The sequence below is a fragment of the Streptomyces sp. NBC_00425 genome (genome assembly GCF_036030735.1).
Classification (GTDB): domain Bacteria; phylum Actinomycetota; class Actinomycetes; order Streptomycetales; family Streptomycetaceae; genus Streptomyces.
Map to the genome: position 1 here is coordinate 5,751,990 of NZ_CP107928.1, position 15,969 is coordinate 5,767,958.

Annotated in this window: 15 protein-coding genes and 1 tRNA gene; all 16 read left to right on the forward strand. The window is 71.0% G+C overall.

The features are described from left to right. Positions 1-20: 20 nt before the first annotated feature. The 16 genes from OHS82_RS25130 (at position 21) to OHS82_RS25205 (ending at position 15,918) form a co-directional block, all read left to right on the forward strand. Positions 21-233 carry a hypothetical protein gene (locus OHS82_RS25130; RefSeq protein WP_328434560.1) on the forward strand — a complete coding sequence of 71 codons (213 nt, stop codon included), beginning with the start codon at positions 21-23 and terminating at the stop codon, positions 231-233. Between the two features lie 99 nt (positions 234-332). Continuing rightward, a complete protein-coding gene (locus tag OHS82_RS25135; protein WP_328434561.1) occupies positions 333-1,142 on the forward strand; it encodes a magnesium chelatase domain-containing protein in 810 nt (269 codons plus the stop codon). Positions 1,143-1,212: 70 nt separating this feature from the next. Beyond that, positions 1,213-2,052, forward strand: a complete 840-nt coding sequence (locus OHS82_RS25140; protein ID WP_328434562.1) for a magnesium chelatase domain-containing protein — start codon at positions 1,213-1,215, stop codon at positions 2,050-2,052. Between the two features lie 83 nt (positions 2,053-2,135). Beyond that, positions 2,136-2,789 (forward strand): hypothetical protein, encoded by a 654-nt coding sequence (locus OHS82_RS25145; protein WP_328434563.1) that lies wholly within the window; start codon positions 2,136-2,138, stop codon positions 2,787-2,789. Positions 2,790-3,020: 231 nt separating this feature from the next. After that, a tRNA-Gly gene (locus tag OHS82_RS25150) sits at positions 3,021-3,095 on the forward strand. Between the two features lie 126 nt (positions 3,096-3,221). Beyond that, positions 3,222-4,577 (forward strand): putative antirestriction adenine methyltransferase, encoded by a 1,356-nt coding sequence (locus OHS82_RS25155; protein ID WP_328434564.1) that lies wholly within the window; start codon positions 3,222-3,224, stop codon positions 4,575-4,577. Then, on the forward strand, positions 4,574-5,500 hold the full coding sequence (locus OHS82_RS25160) for a ParB N-terminal domain-containing protein (protein WP_328434565.1): 927 nt from the start codon (positions 4,574-4,576) through the stop codon (positions 5,498-5,500). Before OHS82_RS25155 ends, OHS82_RS25160 begins: the two co-directional genes overlap by 4 nt. After that, entirely contained in the window at positions 5,497-6,084 is a 588-nt protein-coding gene (locus OHS82_RS25165; RefSeq protein WP_328434566.1) for a hypothetical protein, read from the forward strand. The genes OHS82_RS25160 and OHS82_RS25165 overlap by 4 nt, the downstream gene beginning before the upstream one ends. Positions 6,085-6,086: 2 nt before the next feature. Next, entirely contained in the window at positions 6,087-7,664 is a 1,578-nt protein-coding gene (locus OHS82_RS25170; RefSeq protein ID WP_328434567.1) for a hypothetical protein, read from the forward strand. A 308-nt stretch (positions 7,665-7,972) separates the two neighbouring features. Further along, positions 7,973-8,362, forward strand: coding sequence for a hypothetical protein (locus OHS82_RS25175; protein ID WP_328434568.1), 390 nt, complete (start codon positions 7,973-7,975; stop codon positions 8,360-8,362). Next, complete coding sequence (locus OHS82_RS25180) at positions 8,359-10,104, forward strand: hypothetical protein (RefSeq protein WP_328434569.1); 1,746 nt, start codon at positions 8,359-8,361, stop codon at positions 10,102-10,104. Before OHS82_RS25175 ends, OHS82_RS25180 begins: the two co-directional genes overlap by 4 nt. After that, positions 10,101-10,298: a hypothetical protein gene (locus OHS82_RS25185; RefSeq protein ID WP_328434570.1), complete on the forward strand. Its 198-nt coding sequence runs from the start codon at positions 10,101-10,103 to the stop codon at positions 10,296-10,298. Before OHS82_RS25180 ends, OHS82_RS25185 begins: the two co-directional genes overlap by 4 nt. Continuing rightward, the gene (locus OHS82_RS25190) at positions 10,291-10,518 is read left to right on the forward strand and encodes a hypothetical protein (RefSeq protein WP_328434571.1); all 228 of its coding nucleotides are present in this window, start codon (positions 10,291-10,293) and stop codon (positions 10,516-10,518) included. Before OHS82_RS25185 ends, OHS82_RS25190 begins: the two co-directional genes overlap by 8 nt. After that, positions 10,511-13,915: a phage minor head protein gene (locus OHS82_RS25195; RefSeq protein WP_328434572.1), complete on the forward strand. Its 3,405-nt coding sequence runs from the start codon at positions 10,511-10,513 to the stop codon at positions 13,913-13,915. The genes OHS82_RS25190 and OHS82_RS25195 overlap by 8 nt, the downstream gene beginning before the upstream one ends. Then, positions 13,915-14,142 carry a hypothetical protein gene (locus OHS82_RS25200; protein ID WP_328434573.1) on the forward strand — a complete coding sequence of 76 codons (228 nt, stop codon included), beginning with the start codon at positions 13,915-13,917 and terminating at the stop codon, positions 14,140-14,142. Before OHS82_RS25195 ends, OHS82_RS25200 begins: the two co-directional genes overlap by 1 nt. 108 nt (positions 14,143-14,250) lie before the next feature. Further along, entirely contained in the window at positions 14,251-15,918 is a 1,668-nt protein-coding gene (locus tag OHS82_RS25205; protein WP_328434574.1) for a major capsid protein, read from the forward strand. Positions 15,919-15,969: the final 51 nt, after the last annotated feature.

The following is a 15,969-nucleotide window of genomic DNA, read 5'->3' on the forward strand; positions in this document are numbered from 1 at the left end:
TAACCCTGAAGGAGCCCCCCATGAAGGTCGTCATCACCCCCCGCGCGATCTACCTGCCCGGCCCGACGTTCATGGAGATCGGCACGATCTCCCTCCCGGCGCCCACGCCGGTCTCGCCGGCGCCGGTCGAGGAGGTCTGCGAGGACTGCGGCGCGGACCTGGTCCCGCTGATCGGGGACAAGCCGGGCGAGGTGCGGGCGATGTTCTGCGAGGCGTGCGAGTTCGGCGTCTGAGTCTCACGAGAAAACCTCCGATCCAGCCGGAACCCCAAGGGTAGTCAGGCGTTGGACATAGTGACTACCCACTACGAACCTACTTCGAAGGAGCCCGACATGACCACCACCGCCACCACCGCCGAGGTCCGCGAGTTCATCATCGTCGGCCAGTGCCAGGGCACCGGCTACGCCCTCTGGGACATCGCCCCCGCCCCCGTCGACCCCGCCCGCCGCGCCGCCGTCCTCGAAGAGCTGGGCGTCGACGCGATGGACGCCTTCGGGGACGTCAACACCGAGTGCGGCGCGACCGCCCGCGAGGCCCTCGACAACTTCCTGGAGGAGATGAGGGAGCAGTCCGGCCTGGACGACTACGACCTCACCGCCGACAGCCGCACGGACCGTATCGCCGAGGTCGACGCAGTCCGCGCGCACGGAGCCTCGCCCCGAGGCCGAGTGGAGATCACCGCGACCGTCACGCCCGGACCGGACCGTCTCACCATCACCGGCACCCACCCGTACGACACGGGCGTCCACGGCCGCATGCACGGCGGCATCACCCGCGCGGGCATCGACTTCCCGGCCGGCGAGGTCGCCGTCCGCATCGACGACCACCGCGACGTGAGCGGAACCCTCGACCTCGCGGTGGCCTGCGCCATCCTCGGCGCAGCCGGACAGATCGACCGCCACGCCCTCGACTCGGTCGTCTGCCTCGGCGAGCTGTGCTGGGACGGCTTCGTGTGCAACGTCTTCAACCTCCGCGCAGTCGTCCAGGCCGCCTACGACGGAGGCCACCGCACCGTCCTGGTCCCCGCCGTGCAGGTCATGGACGTCCGGCGCATGGGCTTCGACGGCCTCACCGTCATCGGAGCCCGCCACTTCACCCAGGCCGTCGACGCGGTCAACAAGCTCGCCCAGCAGGACGACTGACCGCCGTCCGCCCAGCCGGGGAGCATGCAGCGCTCCCCGGCCCCACCCCACCCCCACCGAGAGGAACGCCATGACCGCCACCCAGACCACCGAGGCCAACCGGACCGCCTTCCTGCGGAACACGGCCTTGAATGTCGGCCGCATCATCCGGGAGGTTCTGCCCGCGGCGTCCGCCATGACCGTAGACACCTCGACCCGGACGCTTCACGAGGTCCGCGACGAGACGGGCAACGTCCTCTGGTACGCGCCCGCGAGCGGGAGGCACGACCTCGACGAGCACCTCGCCACCATCGAGCGCCTCCTCGGCGACGCGATCACCATGGGCGGCCTGCGGGCAGCGGGCTGGGAGCGCACGCTGGACGGCTGCATGTTCCGCGCTGTGCAGCTCCCCCCGCCGTCGCGTCACGCGCGCGCGTACGTCCTGCACGAGGGCATGGTCTGCCACGTGCACGTCGACCTCGCCCCCGCCGACGTCTCGTCGATCACCCTGGTCGACCCGGACGGCGCCGAGATGCGCGAGACCAGGGACCGGGTCCGCGCCGCCATCGTGAACAGCGGCTACGACCTGCCCCACGGCGCGATGGACATCGAATGCCACGGCTCCGGGACTCCCGGCCCGTCCGCAGACCTGGCCATCGCCTGCGCGATCCTCGCGGCCGCCGGGCACATCAACCCGCGCGCCCTCAAGCGGACCGTCCTGGTCGGCGAACTCGGTCTCGACGGCCGGCTCCGCGACCCCCGCGTCACGGTGCGCTTCGCCGACGTCTGCGGCCCGTACCGGCGACTGATCGTGGCCGCCCCGTCCGCCCCGGCCTACGCGGCATACCCGGTGATCCCCGGGGGCTCGGTCCACGCGGCGACCGACCTGAGCCAGGCCCTCGCCTTCCTCGCGCAGCCCATCAACCCCTGACCACCCGGCAGACAGGGCCGGGGAGCATGCAGCGCTCCCCGGCCCCACCACCCATCCAAGCAGGACCCTCCGAGAGGAACACCATGACCGGCACGACGGCGTTCAGCATGCCCAGCATCCGCTACAAGGCCTACGGCCCCGACCACTTCCGGCCCGGCCTCCCGTTCGGCCGGACCGGCTACCTCCTGACCGTCCCGGGCGACTTCCCGAGCGACACCCACGTGCACACCAACCTCCTGAGCATGCAGCTCGCGGTCTACCGGGCGTTCGGCGAATGGGAAGTCCGCGACGTCGACGGCCCCCGGAAGGCGTGGGGAACCGGAGCCACCCGCGCCGCCGCCGTCGCCACGGCGTACGCCGAGCTGTACCGCGTCCGCATCCAGCGGGCCGCCGACATCGCCGAGCACCGTCGACTCTGCGGCCTGGAAGACGTGCCCCCGTTCGCGGTCGAGGTCACCAACACGGTCACTCTCGTGTCCACCCGGACCGGGATCGCCGTCCTCGACAAGGTCCTGAACACCACCCCGACCACCTACCTGGTGACCGACCCCCGGACCGGCACCAAGGCGACCATCCCGGCCGCCGACACCGACAGCCGCACCACGTCGACCGGCTTCATCCACGAGCGGTGCGGCTGCGAGCCCTCCGCGGCCTGGTTCGAGAACGAGGACTCCGCCCGCGACTACGCCGAAGAGCTGCTGACGACCTGGTGGCCGTGCCCCGGGTCGGCCGGCTGACCTCGCCCGCCCAGTGTGGGGCCGCAACCCTCCCCGGGGTGCGGCCCCACACGCACGTCTGAGCCCCTCGCCCCCGGCCGCAACCCCCACCCCGCACTGGGGCTCCGAGGAGGTGACAGGCGGCCCCACGGCCGCCCGGGGTGCCGCCCACCAGCACAGTAGGTAGACCGCCGGATACGGACGGTGTTGTACGATGCCGTCCTGGCCGTCATGCGAGACGTGACCGGCCGGGCGCTGGTGGTGTAACAGCAGCACACCCTGACTTCCAGTCGGGTGGTCCAGGTGCGAACCCTGGCCGGCGCTCCACCCCGAAGGCCCCCATCCATCCGGTGGGGGCCTTCGTCGCACCCGGCGCCGGGCGGAAAGCCCGGATTGTCCCAGCTCAGCTATCCTCGCCGCCCCAATTCGGCAGCCGACGCCGCGAGGTGACCCATGTTCCACGGCTCTATCCCCACCCCCCTCCGCTCGATCATCTACGAGCACGCAGGTACCTGGCCCGGCGACGACGTCTACGTGGGGTGCTCCGGGAACTTCACGATCGAACGCGTCCTGTACTCCCGCTTCGGGAAGGACCGCCGAGTCCACGGCAATGACATCCAGGGCTACTCGTGCGCCCTCGGCTGGTGGCTGGCCGACCAGGAGTTGGACTACCGGCTCAAGCCCGAGTACCTGGAACAGGTCCCCTGGCTGGAGCCGTACACCCAGGAGCGCACCGACCTCCTCGCCACGATCATGCTGGGCACCCGCTTCCTGGGGTACGTCGGCAAGCACGGCGACTACCACCGCCGAGTCATGGTCGCGACGGAGCTCCAGTGGGAGCGGATGCACTCCAAGACCGTCGCGAAGCTCCAGGGGCTCGAGACGCGCATCGGGTCGTTCTACGCCGGCGATGTCCGCGACTACCTGCGGGACGCCGTCCCGACTGAGGCGCCGGTCGTCATGTTCCCCCCGTTCTACGCCAAGGACTATCAGTCCCAGTTCGCCAGCATCGACGAGGCGTTCGACTGGCCGGTACCGGACTTCCGAAACCTCGACGAGGACGGCAAGGAAGAGATCATCGCCCAGGTGCAGGACCGGCCCAACTGGATGCTCGGCCTGCACATCGAGCGGGAGGCGCTGCGCGACCGGCTCGTGGGCGTCGTCCAGACCGCGAACCGCGGCCTGCCGATCTTCGTGTACGCGGGCGGCGGGCCGTCCCGCATCGTGCAGCCCCGGCAGATCCTCGAACCCCTTCCCATGCGGAAGCTCGGCCCCACGGAGGACTTGGGCGACAAGATCACCGTCCACCCCATCAACATGGCCCAGTTCTGCATGGTGCGGTCGGAGTTCATGTCCAAGACGATCCTGCCCGGCAGCCCCCTGGAGGCGTGCGCCGTCGCCGTCGACGGCCGGCTGATCGGCGCGTTCGCGTTCAACGAGGACAAGTACGACACCCACGGCGCGTACCTCCTCTCGGACTTCCCGGTGTCGTGGACCCGCTACCGGCGGCTGTCCAAGCTGATCGTCATGGTGGCCTGCTCCAAGGAAGTCCAGCACCTCATGCAGCGCCGCCTCTCCCGGAAGATCAACACGTGGGCGACCACGGCATTCTCCGACCGCCCCAACTCTGCGAAGTACGGGCGCGGCATCCCCGGCTGCAAGCTCACCAAGCGGCAGGAACCCGGCTCCGACGGCATCCACCGCTACCAGCTCCAGTACGACGGCGTCTTCGGCCGGCACACCCTCGCCGAGACCCTCGACCTGTGGAAGCGCAAGCACGGCCACGACCTGAAGGACACCACGCCATGAGCACGACGCCCGCCCCCCACCTCCGCCCCACCCTGGTCACCCGGGACCCGCGCGCCCTGACCCGGCTCCAGGTGAACGCGCACTACCAGCCCAAGGAGGAGTTCGACCGGCTCGTAGCCAACGTCAAGGCCGACGGCTGTCTCACCAGCGTGCCCCTGGTCTACGGAGGCGGCGAGTACGACGAGGGCCAGGAGCTCATCCTGTCCGGGAACCACCGGTGCGACGCCGCCGTAGAGGCCGGCCTCGACGAGATCACGGTCATGCTCATCTTGGACCCGCAGTCCCGGGACCAGCTGATCGCCCGCCAGCTCTCCCACAACGCCATCAACGGAAAGGACGACCCGGCCACCCTCCAGGTCCTCTACGACCAGATCGAGGACGTCGACTGGCGGGCCTACAGCGGCCTGGACGACGACGCCCTCGACCTCCTCGCCGACGTCAGCCCCGAAGGCCTCTCCGAGGCCAACCTGGACTGGTCGACGATCCAACTCATCTTCCTGCCCAACGAGCTGGAAGCCGCCCGCGAAGCCATCCAGGCCGCCCGCTCCGGACAGTCCGAGACCTGGCTAGCGGCACGCGCCGACTACGAACAGACCCTCGACACCCTCGCGTCATCTCACGCAGCGCACAAAATCATCAACGTCACCCTGGCCTGGCACGCCATCGTCCGGATCGCCGAGAACCACCTCACCGACCTCCAGGCCGCCTACACGTTCCCGGACAGCGAGCCACGGCACACAGGACACGTCGGCCTGGAGACCGTCACCGGCATGCGCACACTCCCCGCCCCCGCAGCCATCACCCTGAACAAGGCCATCGCGGCAGCAGTAGGCAGGGAGGAGATCCCCGCCGGCGAGGGATGGCGCCTCCTTGAGCGCCTGGCCCAGGAGTACCTCACCGGCACCCAGGACGGCACCCCGTGACCCGCACCCCGATCACCCTCGCCCCCGACCTCGACCCATGGGAACGACAGCCCGGCGAGACCCCCAAGAAACACGGCCAGTTCGTCACCTACCGTGACATCGGACGCACCAGAACCCTGACGGAAGCCGCGCAAAGGCTGACACTCGCGTACGGGCACGTGAGGAACCTCGCGGCTGACGGACGCTGGCGCGAGCGGGTCGACGCCTACGACCGGCACCTGGACGTCCAGTACCAGGCGATGTGGCTGGAGGAGCGGCGCAAGGCCGCCGAGAACGACGCCAAGGTGCTGGGCGCGTCGATCGGCGTCCTGGTGCAGCGGCTACGGACGCTGCGCCCGGAGGAGCTGTCCACCGGGGACTTCATCCGCCTGATGGACGTCGCGATGCGGCATCGGCGCGTCCTGTTCGGTGATCCCACGGAGACGATCGTCCTGGCCGGCGACGGCGCGAACCCGCTGGCGCAGCAGTTCGCCGAGTTCGCCCAGCTCACCCCCGAGGCCAGGCATCAGCGGCTGGCTGCGCTGTCCGCATCGGTGAACCGACGCCTGAAGGCGGTCGACGGCACTGACGACGACGAGGAGTAGCCATGACGACCGTCGCGCGCGAGCTGGAGCACCTCGACGACACGGAGGTCTGGGGGGAGCTGCGTGCCGCTGAGCGGTCCATGAGCCGGGAACTGCTCCGGGACCCGACGACGCTCGCGCGCGGTCTGGACCCCCGCTTCCGGATGCGCCCGCACCTGAAGGTCATCAGCGATGCCCTGGTCGAGGTGACGCGGGGCGACTACGACCGGCTGCTCATTTTCACGCCACCGCAGGTTGGGAAATCGACCGTCGTGGCGGAGTGGTTTCCGTTCTGGTGGCTGTGCCTGTTCCCCATGGACAAGGTCGCGGTCACCTCGTACGGCGATGACCTCGCACTGCGGCGGGGCGGGACGATCCGCGGCTACGTCGAGGAGCACGGCGACGAGTACGACCTGCGCATGCAGCCCGGCTCGGGGGCGAAACAGGACTGGTTGGTGACGCGCGGCGGGGGCGTGCGGTCGGTGTCCGTCGGTAAGGGCCTGACCGGCTTCGACGTGAACCTGCTGATCGTGGACGACCCGCACAAGGACCGCGCGGACGCCGAGTCCGAGGCATCACGGCGGGCGCTGCACGACTGGTACTCGTCGACCGCGCTCAAGCGGCTCCAGCCGGACCGCAACGCCGTGGTCGGAATTCAGACCAGGTGGCATCCCGACGACTTCGCCGGGCGCCGCCTGGAGGAGGAGGGCCGCCTGGAAGACGGGGGGCGATGGAAGGTCGTCCACCTGCCCGCGCACGCCGACCCGAAGTTCGGCCCCGACCCCCTCGGCCGCGCCCCGGGCGAACCGCTGACGCACCCGAAGATCCCCACCCGGAACAAGGCCAAGCTGCGGGCCTGGTGGGCGGACATGAAGGTCACCTCGATCCCCAGGGACTGGCACTCGCTGTGCCAGGGCGACCCGCAGCCGGCTGTGGGCGCGCTCGTCTCCGAGGAGCTGCTGCGCCTCATCCGGGACACGACGACGAAGGTGGAGCCGCAGAAGATCGCCGTCAGCATCGACCCCTCGGGCGGGGGCCGCGACGTGGCCGGCGTCATCGGCGGGTTCCTCGGCGACGACGGCCGCGTGTGGGTCACCGACGATGTCTCGGCGCCCATGTCGTCAGCGGAGTGGTCCACCGCGGCCTCGCTGCTCGCCTACCGGACGCATGCGGCGATCATCTACGTCGAGTGGAACTTCGGCAGGGACATGTGCGTCCTGGCCATCCAGACGTCGTGGGAGAAGCTCCAGCGGGACGGGGAGATCCCCCCGGGGGTACTGATGCCCGCGATCCTCCCGGTCCGCGCCAAGCAGGGGAAGCTGCTGAGGGCGGAGCCGGTGGCGCAGCTGATGGTGCAGGACAAGGTGCGGTTCCGCGGCCTGTTCACCGACCTGGAACGCGAGTGGGCGACGTGGCAGCCCACCGACCCCAGCTCGCCCGGCCGGATCGACTCGTCGTGCGTTCTGGCGTACGGCCTGATCCCCGAGGCGAACAAGGGGGCCATCGTTCACGCCCCGCTCCCCACGGCCCCGCAGCCCGGCAGCGTGACGCCGCCGTCGGGGAGTTCGGCCGCGGCGTACGGGCGCCGCATCGGGAAATGAGACGGGGGGTGCATCTGCTGGCCAGGCCCCGCTCGGGTACGGGGCCCGGCCAGCGATCCCGGGGACCGCTCGACGCCGACAGCCGGGGATGCGCCACCCCTGCCGTCCGGAACGCTGCGTGCGGCATCACCGCCGACGTCCTTCCCGGAACGCGCGCTGCTCAGGACGCGCGATCGCGGACTGTAGCAGAAGCGGCATTCGCGGCGTTTGCATCGAACCCGGCATCCGGGACCGGCGGGTGCACCCACACCCCGGGGAGATCGAAAGCCGTACAGGGTTGATCACTTGCAGCGCACGGTTTGTCACGAATGACCTATAGTGCCCGCCGCAACCTGCACGATCCTCACGAGGGGCCGGTCATGATCCCCGTCTACGAGCTAGCCATCCTCGCCGTCGCGGGATACCGCGGCACACAGCTGGTCGTCCATGACTCGCTCCTGGACAACCCCCGGGATCGCCTCGATGCCTGGCTCGCAAGGAAACCCGAGTCGACAGCCCGGCTCGCCCTGGTCACTCTCATCGGCTGCGTCTACTGCGCGGGCTGGTGGGTGTCCGGCGCATTCCTCGCCGTCTGGCTCTACACCACCGGCCAATGGCATGACGGCCCCCTGACCGCCCACGTCGTCGAGTGGTTCGCCGTCGCGGGCGGGCAGTCCCTCCTCAACCGCTGGGACGACTCCCGCAAGGAAGCCGCATGACGCGCCCCGCCGTCACCGCAGCGGCCTCCCGGTACGTCGAGCGCCGCCTGACCCGGCAGAAGACCAGCACCGACCAGGGATGGCAGCTCCGCGCCTGGGAGCTGTACCACCTCGTCCCCGAAGTCCGGTTCGCGGCCACGTACGTCGCCAACGCCATGGCCGGCGCACTCCTCTTCGCAGGCCGCCGCGCCGACGACGGCACGATCGAGGCCGCCCCCGACGGCCACCGCGTCACCGAGATCGTCTCCGGCATCGCGGGCGGACCCGACGGCCAGGCCGAGATGCTCAAGGCGTTCGGGAAGCACCTCACCGTCCCCGGAGAGGGCTGGATCATCGTTCGCCCCAACGCGGACGTCCAGAACCCGGAGATCGCCGAGGACGGCCACGACTGGCGCGTCCTGTCCGTGCGGGAGGTCCGCCAGCAGAACGGCAAACTCCAGGCCGAGGTCGACGGCGAGGACATCGAGATCCCGGCCGGCGACCCGGATACCCTCGACCCGGACGGCCCGGTCGGCATCCGCGTATGGGAGCCCGACCCGGAACGCGCCATCCACGCCGACAGCCCGGTCCGCTCGTCGATGGATCTCCTCGAGGAACTCCTCCTCCTCAACGCGGCCGTCAAGGCCATCGCCCGCAGCCGGCTCACCGGGCGCGGGATCCTCCTCGTGCCCAAGGGCACCCGCTTCCCGACGCTCCCTCAGCAGAACGGCGCCGACGAGGACCTGATCGAAACGCTGATGACGGTCGCGGAGACCGCCATCCGCGACCCCGAGTCGGCGGCCGCCACCGTCCCGATCGTCCTGGAAGTCCCCGCGGAGTCCATCTCGGACTTCAAGCTGATCACCTTCGAGTCGAACTTCGACGAGCTGGCCATCCGCCTCCGGGAAGAGGCCATCAAGCGGTTCGCGATCGGCCTGGAGATGCCCGCCGAGATCCTCCTCGGCCTCGGCGACATCAACCATTGGGGATTGTGGGGATTGACAGCCGAGGCGATCCGGCTGGCGATCGAGCCGCGACTGGCGACCGTGTGCCGGGCCCTCACCCAGCAGTGGGTACGGCCCATCCTGGAAGCCGAGGGCGCCGAGGACTGGGACCGCTGGCTCGTCTGGTACGACTCCAGCCCGCTCCGGGTACGCGCCAACCGGTCGGAGACCGCGCTGCAGGTCTTCGACCGCAAGGCCATCTCCGCCGAGGCCCTGCGCCGGGAAACCGGCTTCGACGACGACGACGCCCCCGAAGCCGAGGAAATCGCCGAGCGGAACGCGGAGGAGAACCCGCCGAACGGACAGGACGACCAGACGGCGCCGGAGTCCGCCACGGACCTCCCGGTTGACGAGACGCAGGACGACCCCGACAGCCTGCCCGCCTCCGCCCGCCCGGACCGGACGGCGCTGGTCGCCGCCGTCGACGGCCTGATCTGGACGGCGCTGTCCGTCGCGGGGAAGAAGCTGGCCGGCACCCCGGCCTGCCCCCGCTCCGAACGCGGCCGGGTCCACCGCTCAGCACCATCGGCGATCCACACGCTGGTGCGGGTCGACCGAGAGCAGATCGACCAGTACCGGCTGTTCGAGGGCGCGTGGGAGCGCCTCCCGGAGGTCGTCACCCGCTACGGCGGGAACCCGGACTGCCTGACCTCCACCCTCGACGAGTACTGCCGGGATCTCCTGATCGCCGGGATCGGCCACGACTTCGACCTGGTGCCCAAGCTGCTGAACACATGCGACATGGCGGTGGCGGCATGAGTGCCCCAGCTGCGGGCGTCCTCAACACGGCGACCAGCGAGCCGCGCGAGGCCTGGTGCCCGGCCTGCAAGGCGTACACGGCCGCCGAGGTCGACGTGCACGCCCTGTTCCCCACCGGCCTGATGCTCCTCGGCACGCTCTCGGCGTGCGAGATCTGCGACGACCCCACCGACCAAGGAGGCAGCGATGTGTGACACCGAGGAACAGCCCAAGCCGTCGCCGCCGCCACTGCACACGGCACCACCCGGCCACTCCCGGGCCGGGCACCGCGTCTTCGGCTGGTGCTCACGCTGTACCGGCCGCGAGGTGTGGGAGGAGCTCCTCGCCTGGCGGACCCGGCAGAACCAGGCCGACGACAGGTCGGAGGCCCCGGACAGAGCCACCGCGCCGAGTAAGGAGGCCGCCCGTGGATGAGGAGACGCAGCAGGCCTTGGACGCGGCGGAGGAGGCTGTCGCGGCCGTCGTCGCGGAAGTCCTCGCCGAGGTCGCCGACGAGTTCGCCCAAGGCCTCGACACGGCGACGGAGATCGTCGCCGCCCGCTTCTCGGTCAGCTCAATCAGCCGCCTGTTCCGCCTGCGGGTGCCGCGCATCGTGCGGCGCCTCCTCGGCGTCACCGAGCAGGCCGCGCAGCAGACGGCCGACGACGTCGACGCGGAACTCCCCGAAACGTGGACGGACCTGCCAGAGCGTCACGACGAGGGCCGGGAGCTGCCGGACGCGGTCGCCTCCTACGTGACGGTCACCGAGCACCTGCTGAACGCCGTGGGAGACCGGCTCGCCGAGGCCGCCCGCGAGGAGCTGGCCGCCGGGGTCGACGCCGGCGAGGACATGGAGCAGCTCCGCGCCCGCCTCCGCGCCAGGTTCGCCCGCGAGGCCGCCCAGCTCGGCGACGCCCGCGAGGAGCGTATCGCCCGCACCGAAGCCGGACGGGCCTGGAACACCGCGGTGCTCGGCGCGGCGCAGGCCGTCGAGGGCCCTGACCGGCCGCTGGTGAAGCAGTGGGTCGCCCGCCGCGACAGCCGGGTACGGCACGACCACGACCAGGCCGACGGGCAGCTCCGCCTCCTCTCGGAGAGCTTCACCGTCGGCGGGGTCCTGATGACGGCCCCTCACGACCCGACCGCCCCCGCCGGACAGGTAGTCAACTGCCGCTGTGTGTTGCGAGTCCATCCCGAAGTACGGGCGGCGGCCTTGGATCCGCAACTGCAGGCGCGCGGGCCAGCCTTCGAATCCACGGAAGCGGGCAGTCTGGCCGCTGCTGATGATGGGAGCCACCTCATGGGCGGGATGATCGCCCTGGTACCGACCGACGACGACGCCGCCCGCCTGGCCCTGCCCGACGGGGAAGCCGTCGAGGAGCTCCACCTGACGCTGTGGTTCCTCGGCGGCGACGCGTCCACCTGGACCGCCGACCAGCGCAACGAGCTGATCGGGAATCTCCAGACGGCAGCCGCCGACCTCGGCGGCCCGGTCCAGGCCCACCTGTTCGGCGTGAACCACTGGAACCCCGGCGGCGACGACCCGTGCTGGGTGTGGGCCGTCGGCGACGCCGCCGACAGCGGCGAACATGCCCCGACCCTCGACCTGGCCCGCAAGGCCGCCACCGTGGCCCTGGAGGACACCCACGAACGCCCCGAGCTGCCCGCGCAGCACTCGCCCTGGCACGCCCACATGACTGGGGTCTACACCCAGCGGGCCTGGCCCCTGGAGGAGATGGTCGCCAAGGTCGGCCCCGTCACCTTCGACCGCATCAGGGTCGCCTTCGGCGGCGACCACACGGACATCCCTCTCGCCGCCCCCCAGGAGGACACCGACATGGCCGAGAACAATGCGGCGGCCGCCACAGAGGCCGCCCCCGCACCGACAGTCCGCACCTGGTCCAACCCGGACGAGACGGCGCTCGCCTTCGAGGACCAGGAGACCGGCGACGGCCGCCTGTTCACCTCCGGAGCCCTCTACTGGGAGAACGGGCCGTGGCCGCTCCAGTACGCCGACGAGATGGGCATGGGCCACGACGGCGCGGAGCTGGCCGGCGCCATCAGCGAGATGGGCCGCGACGGGCAGCGCCTCACCGGAGCGGGCCCCCTGTACATCACCCGGCCCGCCGGGGCCGACGCCGTCCAGCTCCTCGAGGAGGGCTCGCCCCTCGGCGTCTCGGTCGACCTGGACTCGGTCGACGTCGAGTTCGTCGACCGCACCATCACCGCCGAGGACGACAGCGAGGATGTGCTGTTCGCGTCGGCGCACGTCCCGTCGATGAGCGTGATGCGGATGGAGGACGGCTCATACTTCGTGTCGGCCGCGACCGCCCCCGAGTGGACCGCCGACGGTGGAGGCCTCTCCCGGCAGCGCCATGACGTCCAGATCATCACCAACCCGGGCGGCGTGGTCCCCGCCGAGGCGCTGCGCGCCGCGTTCGGCGCTACGGGCGTCCTCACCGCGGCGGCCGGCGACGCCGACGACGACAGCGGCATGGTCGTCTGGACGGAGAACGCGGGCGACCTCCTCATGCGGATCACCCGCGCCCGGGTGCGTGGCGCGACCCTCGTCGCCATGCCGGCGTTCGCGGGGGCCCGTATCGTCCTGGACCCGGTCGACGAGGAGACTGCCGCCGCGGCCCCGGCGCTGGATCTGTCGGCGGCGAGCGACACCCACGAGGCGGTCATCGCGTACGTCCGCTCCAGCCCGATCGCGGTCGGTGCACGGGAGGTCGCCTCCATCGTCGGCATCACCATGGAGCAGGCGCGCGGCCACCTCAACCGGGCGGCGAAGGCGGGCACCCTGGTACGCCTCGCCCCCGGCCAGTACACCGGCGCGTCGAGCATGCCCGAAGGGGAGGAGACGGCCGCCGCCGTCGACCAGGCCCTCGAGGAACTCGCCGCGTCGGCGTGGACGGCCATGCGCGACCTGCCGCCGATGCCCGCAGCCTGGTTCGCCGAGCCGACCACCGAGGAACTCCCGCCGGGCTCCGGAGGAGTCCACTACAAGGACGGCCGGGTGTACGGGTGGGTCGCGCAGGCCGGGGTGCCGCACGCGGGCTACCCGGGGAAGGACCTGACGATCGAGAAGCTGGCGAAGGCCGGCCTGGACACGACGCACTTCCTGCGGCAGAAGTTCGTCCTCGACGACGGCAGCACGGTCCGGTGCGGCACCTTCACGATGAACGTGCCGCACCGGCGGGACGGAGCCGAGTGCGAGGACGCGGCCTGCCAGTTCGACGACTCGCGGACCGTCGCGGGCGTGGTGACGTGCGGCATGTCCGACGGCGGAATGTGGTTCAGCGGCGCGGCGGCCCCGTGGCTGTCCGAGTGGGACATGCGGGTGTTCCTCGCCTGCCAGCCCTCGTACCACCTCAAGCAGGCGGCGCGCGGCCGTGGCTGGGAGCTGAGGGCGGTCCTGACCGTGCCGGTGCCGGGCCACTCGTCGGCGCTCGTGGCCGCCGCTGTAGAGCGCGCGAACCTCGCCCTGGTGGCGTCTGCCGTCGCCGCGGACACCGTGTCCGGACAGGATCCGGACGATGTCCAGACGACGTCCGCGAGCTCGGACGAGGAGGCTACTGACCTGGGCGGACAGCGTCCGGACGATGAGTCCGGATGGTTCCCGGACGCGTCCGAAGTCGCCGAGGTCGTCGTCGCGACGATGCTGACCAGCCCGGAGTTCCTCGACCGCCTCAACGCGGCCCTGGAGACGCGGGTCACGGAACGCGGCGAGATGGACGCCGAGATCGAACGGCTCGCCGCACAGATGGACCCGACCACCGCCGAACTCGCCGCCGCAGCCGTCGGCGGCCACCCCGAGGGAGACAACTGATGGCTTGTGGCTGCCAGAAGAAGAAGGACCTGTTCCGAGTCGTCACCCGGGGCGGAGCCGGCCGCGCGGTGTTCTCGAACTCGTCGAAGGAGACCACCATCGCCATCAGCAAGAAGTACGAGGGCAGCGTGGTGATGGACAAGGACGACAAGATCGTCCACACGAACGTGGCTCCCGTCTCCACCTCGGTGCCCAGCAGCGGGCAGCCGTCCGAGGTCGCCGAGTAGCCTGTCCCCTGGAAGCGTCCCGCCGCAGCTCAACGCGGCGGGCTACCATCTCTCACTGAAGCCGCTGGTTCTGGGCCGGGCCTCCATCGCAACACTGGAGACCCGTCCATGGACCCGATCGAAATTCCCGAGACTTTCAGCGCTCTCGACGACACGCAGCTGGCCGACCTGCTCACCCGGGCGAACGCGGAGTTCCAGGCTCTCCGTGGACAGGACACCGTCAGCGGCACCGATATGGAGCGCATGCGCGCCCTGGCCACCGGTGCCCGCGCCATCCACGCCGAGCAGGCCACCCGCCTGGACTCCGCGCGCGAGGCCGCCGCCGAGATCGACACCCTCGCCGCCGAGTTCGACGCCCCGGGACAGGACCCGGCCCCGGAAGGCGCACCGGCCGAGCCCGCCGCCGAGCCCGTCGCGGCAGCCGACCCGGCCGGCGACGAGCCCACCGACCCCGCCGCTGACCTCGCCCCGTCGGCGACGGCGTCCGCCCGGCCGGCGATGAACCTCGCCCAGGTCCGCCAGCGGCAGCCGCGCGTCCTTCCGGCCGCGCAGGCCGCCCAGCCGTACCTGACGGCGTCGGTCGACGTCCCCGGCTTCCGGTCCGGGGCGCGCATGGACCTCGCCGACCTCACCCCGGGCACCATCAACCGGGCCAACGCCCTCAAGTCGTCTGGCGGTGGCGTCGGCCTCGTCGCGAGCTACCACCACCCGTTCCCGGACGACCTGATCGTCAACGACCCGGGCAGCGCGCCGGAGGGCTCTAACGTCTCCCTGTACGCCTCCAGCCAGGCCCGCCTCCCGAAGGGCGACCTGGTCGCGTCCGGCGGCTGGTGCGCGCCGTCGGAGACCGAGTACACGTTCCTGCAGACGGCGTGCCCGGACATGCTGTGGGACGCCCCCGAGATCCAGCTCGCCCGAGGCGGCATCCGCTACTTCAGGACGCCGTCGCTGGACGTGGCCGCCATGACGTGGGTCCACACCGAGGCGGACGACATCGCCGGGAACGCCAAGCCCTGCTTCAAGATCCCCTGTGAGGAGCCGATCGAGGCCCGCTGCGACGCCATCGGCATCTGCATCGAGGCCGGCATCCTGACGCAGCGCCACTTCCCGGAGCTGGTCTCCTTCTACCTGCGGCAGGCCCTCGTCGCGCACGAGATCCGCATTCGGCAGGAGCTGCTGAACGAGGTCGCCGCCACGGCGACGCCGGTCACCATCGGAACGTCGTTCGGCGCGATCGCTCCGGTCTTCGCGGCCGTCGCCCTCCAGAGCGCCGACGTCATCGAGCGGCACAGCCTGTGCGACTCCATCAGCCTGGAAGTGGTCTTCCCCTGGTGGTCGCGGAACCTGTTCCTCGCCGACCTGGCGCGCCGCAACGGCGTCGACCTCAGCGAGGTGTCCGTCGCCGACGTGCAGGCCCTGTTCACCCCGCTCGGGGTGCGCGTCCAGTGGGCGCGCGGCCTGACCTACGACCTCCCGGCGGGCAGCCCGCCCGTGAACGCGGGCATCGGCGGGGCGACCCCCGCGACGGTGTGGCCGGACCAGATCCAGTTCCTCATGTACCCGGCCGGCCAGATCCAGATCGGACGCGGCGCCGAGGTCAACTTGGGCGTGATCCACGACAGCGCCAAATTCAGCACCAACGACTACACGGCGGCCTTCTCGGAGGAGTGCGTGACGATCGTCGACCGGTCGATCGACACCCGCCTGGTCACCGTCCCCGTCTGCCCGTCCGGCGAGACCGGCGCACAGACCCTCCTGACCTGCCCGGCGGCGTGAGCCACCTCCACCCCTGACGTGCCGGGCCTGTGACCTGACACAGGCCCGGCA

Bases quoted from the DNA above. Each gene is read 5' to 3' on its own strand.
- OHS82_RS25205 (WP_328434574.1), top strand. From the start codon at position 14,251: ATGGACCCGATCGAAATTCCCGAGACTTTCAGCGCTCTCGACGACACG.
- OHS82_RS25135 (WP_328434561.1), top strand. From the start codon at position 333: ATGACCACCACCGCCACCACCGCCGAGGTCCGCGAGTTCATCATCGTC.
- OHS82_RS25190 (WP_328434571.1), top strand. From the start codon at position 10,291: ATGTGTGACACCGAGGAACAGCCCAAGCCGTCGCCGCCGCCACTGCAC.
- OHS82_RS25145 (WP_328434563.1), top strand. From the start codon at position 2,136: ATGACCGGCACGACGGCGTTCAGCATGCCCAGCATCCGCTACAAGGCC.
- OHS82_RS25175 (WP_328434568.1), top strand. From the start codon at position 7,973: ATGACCTATAGTGCCCGCCGCAACCTGCACGATCCTCACGAGGGGCCG.
- OHS82_RS25155 (WP_328434564.1), top strand. From the start codon at position 3,222: ATGTTCCACGGCTCTATCCCCACCCCCCTCCGCTCGATCATCTACGAG.
- OHS82_RS25140 (WP_328434562.1), top strand. From the start codon at position 1,213: ATGACCGCCACCCAGACCACCGAGGCCAACCGGACCGCCTTCCTGCGG.
- OHS82_RS25160 (WP_328434565.1), top strand. From the start codon at position 4,574: ATGAGCACGACGCCCGCCCCCCACCTCCGCCCCACCCTGGTCACCCGG.
- OHS82_RS25130 (WP_328434560.1), top strand. From the start codon at position 21: ATGAAGGTCGTCATCACCCCCCGCGCGATCTACCTGCCCGGCCCGACG.
- OHS82_RS25180 (WP_328434569.1), top strand. From the start codon at position 8,359: ATGACGCGCCCCGCCGTCACCGCAGCGGCCTCCCGGTACGTCGAGCGC.
- OHS82_RS25170 (WP_328434567.1), top strand. From the start codon at position 6,087: ATGACGACCGTCGCGCGCGAGCTGGAGCACCTCGACGACACGGAGGTC.
- OHS82_RS25200 (WP_328434573.1), top strand. From the start codon at position 13,915: ATGGCTTGTGGCTGCCAGAAGAAGAAGGACCTGTTCCGAGTCGTCACC.
- OHS82_RS25185 (WP_328434570.1), top strand. From the start codon at position 10,101: ATGAGTGCCCCAGCTGCGGGCGTCCTCAACACGGCGACCAGCGAGCCG.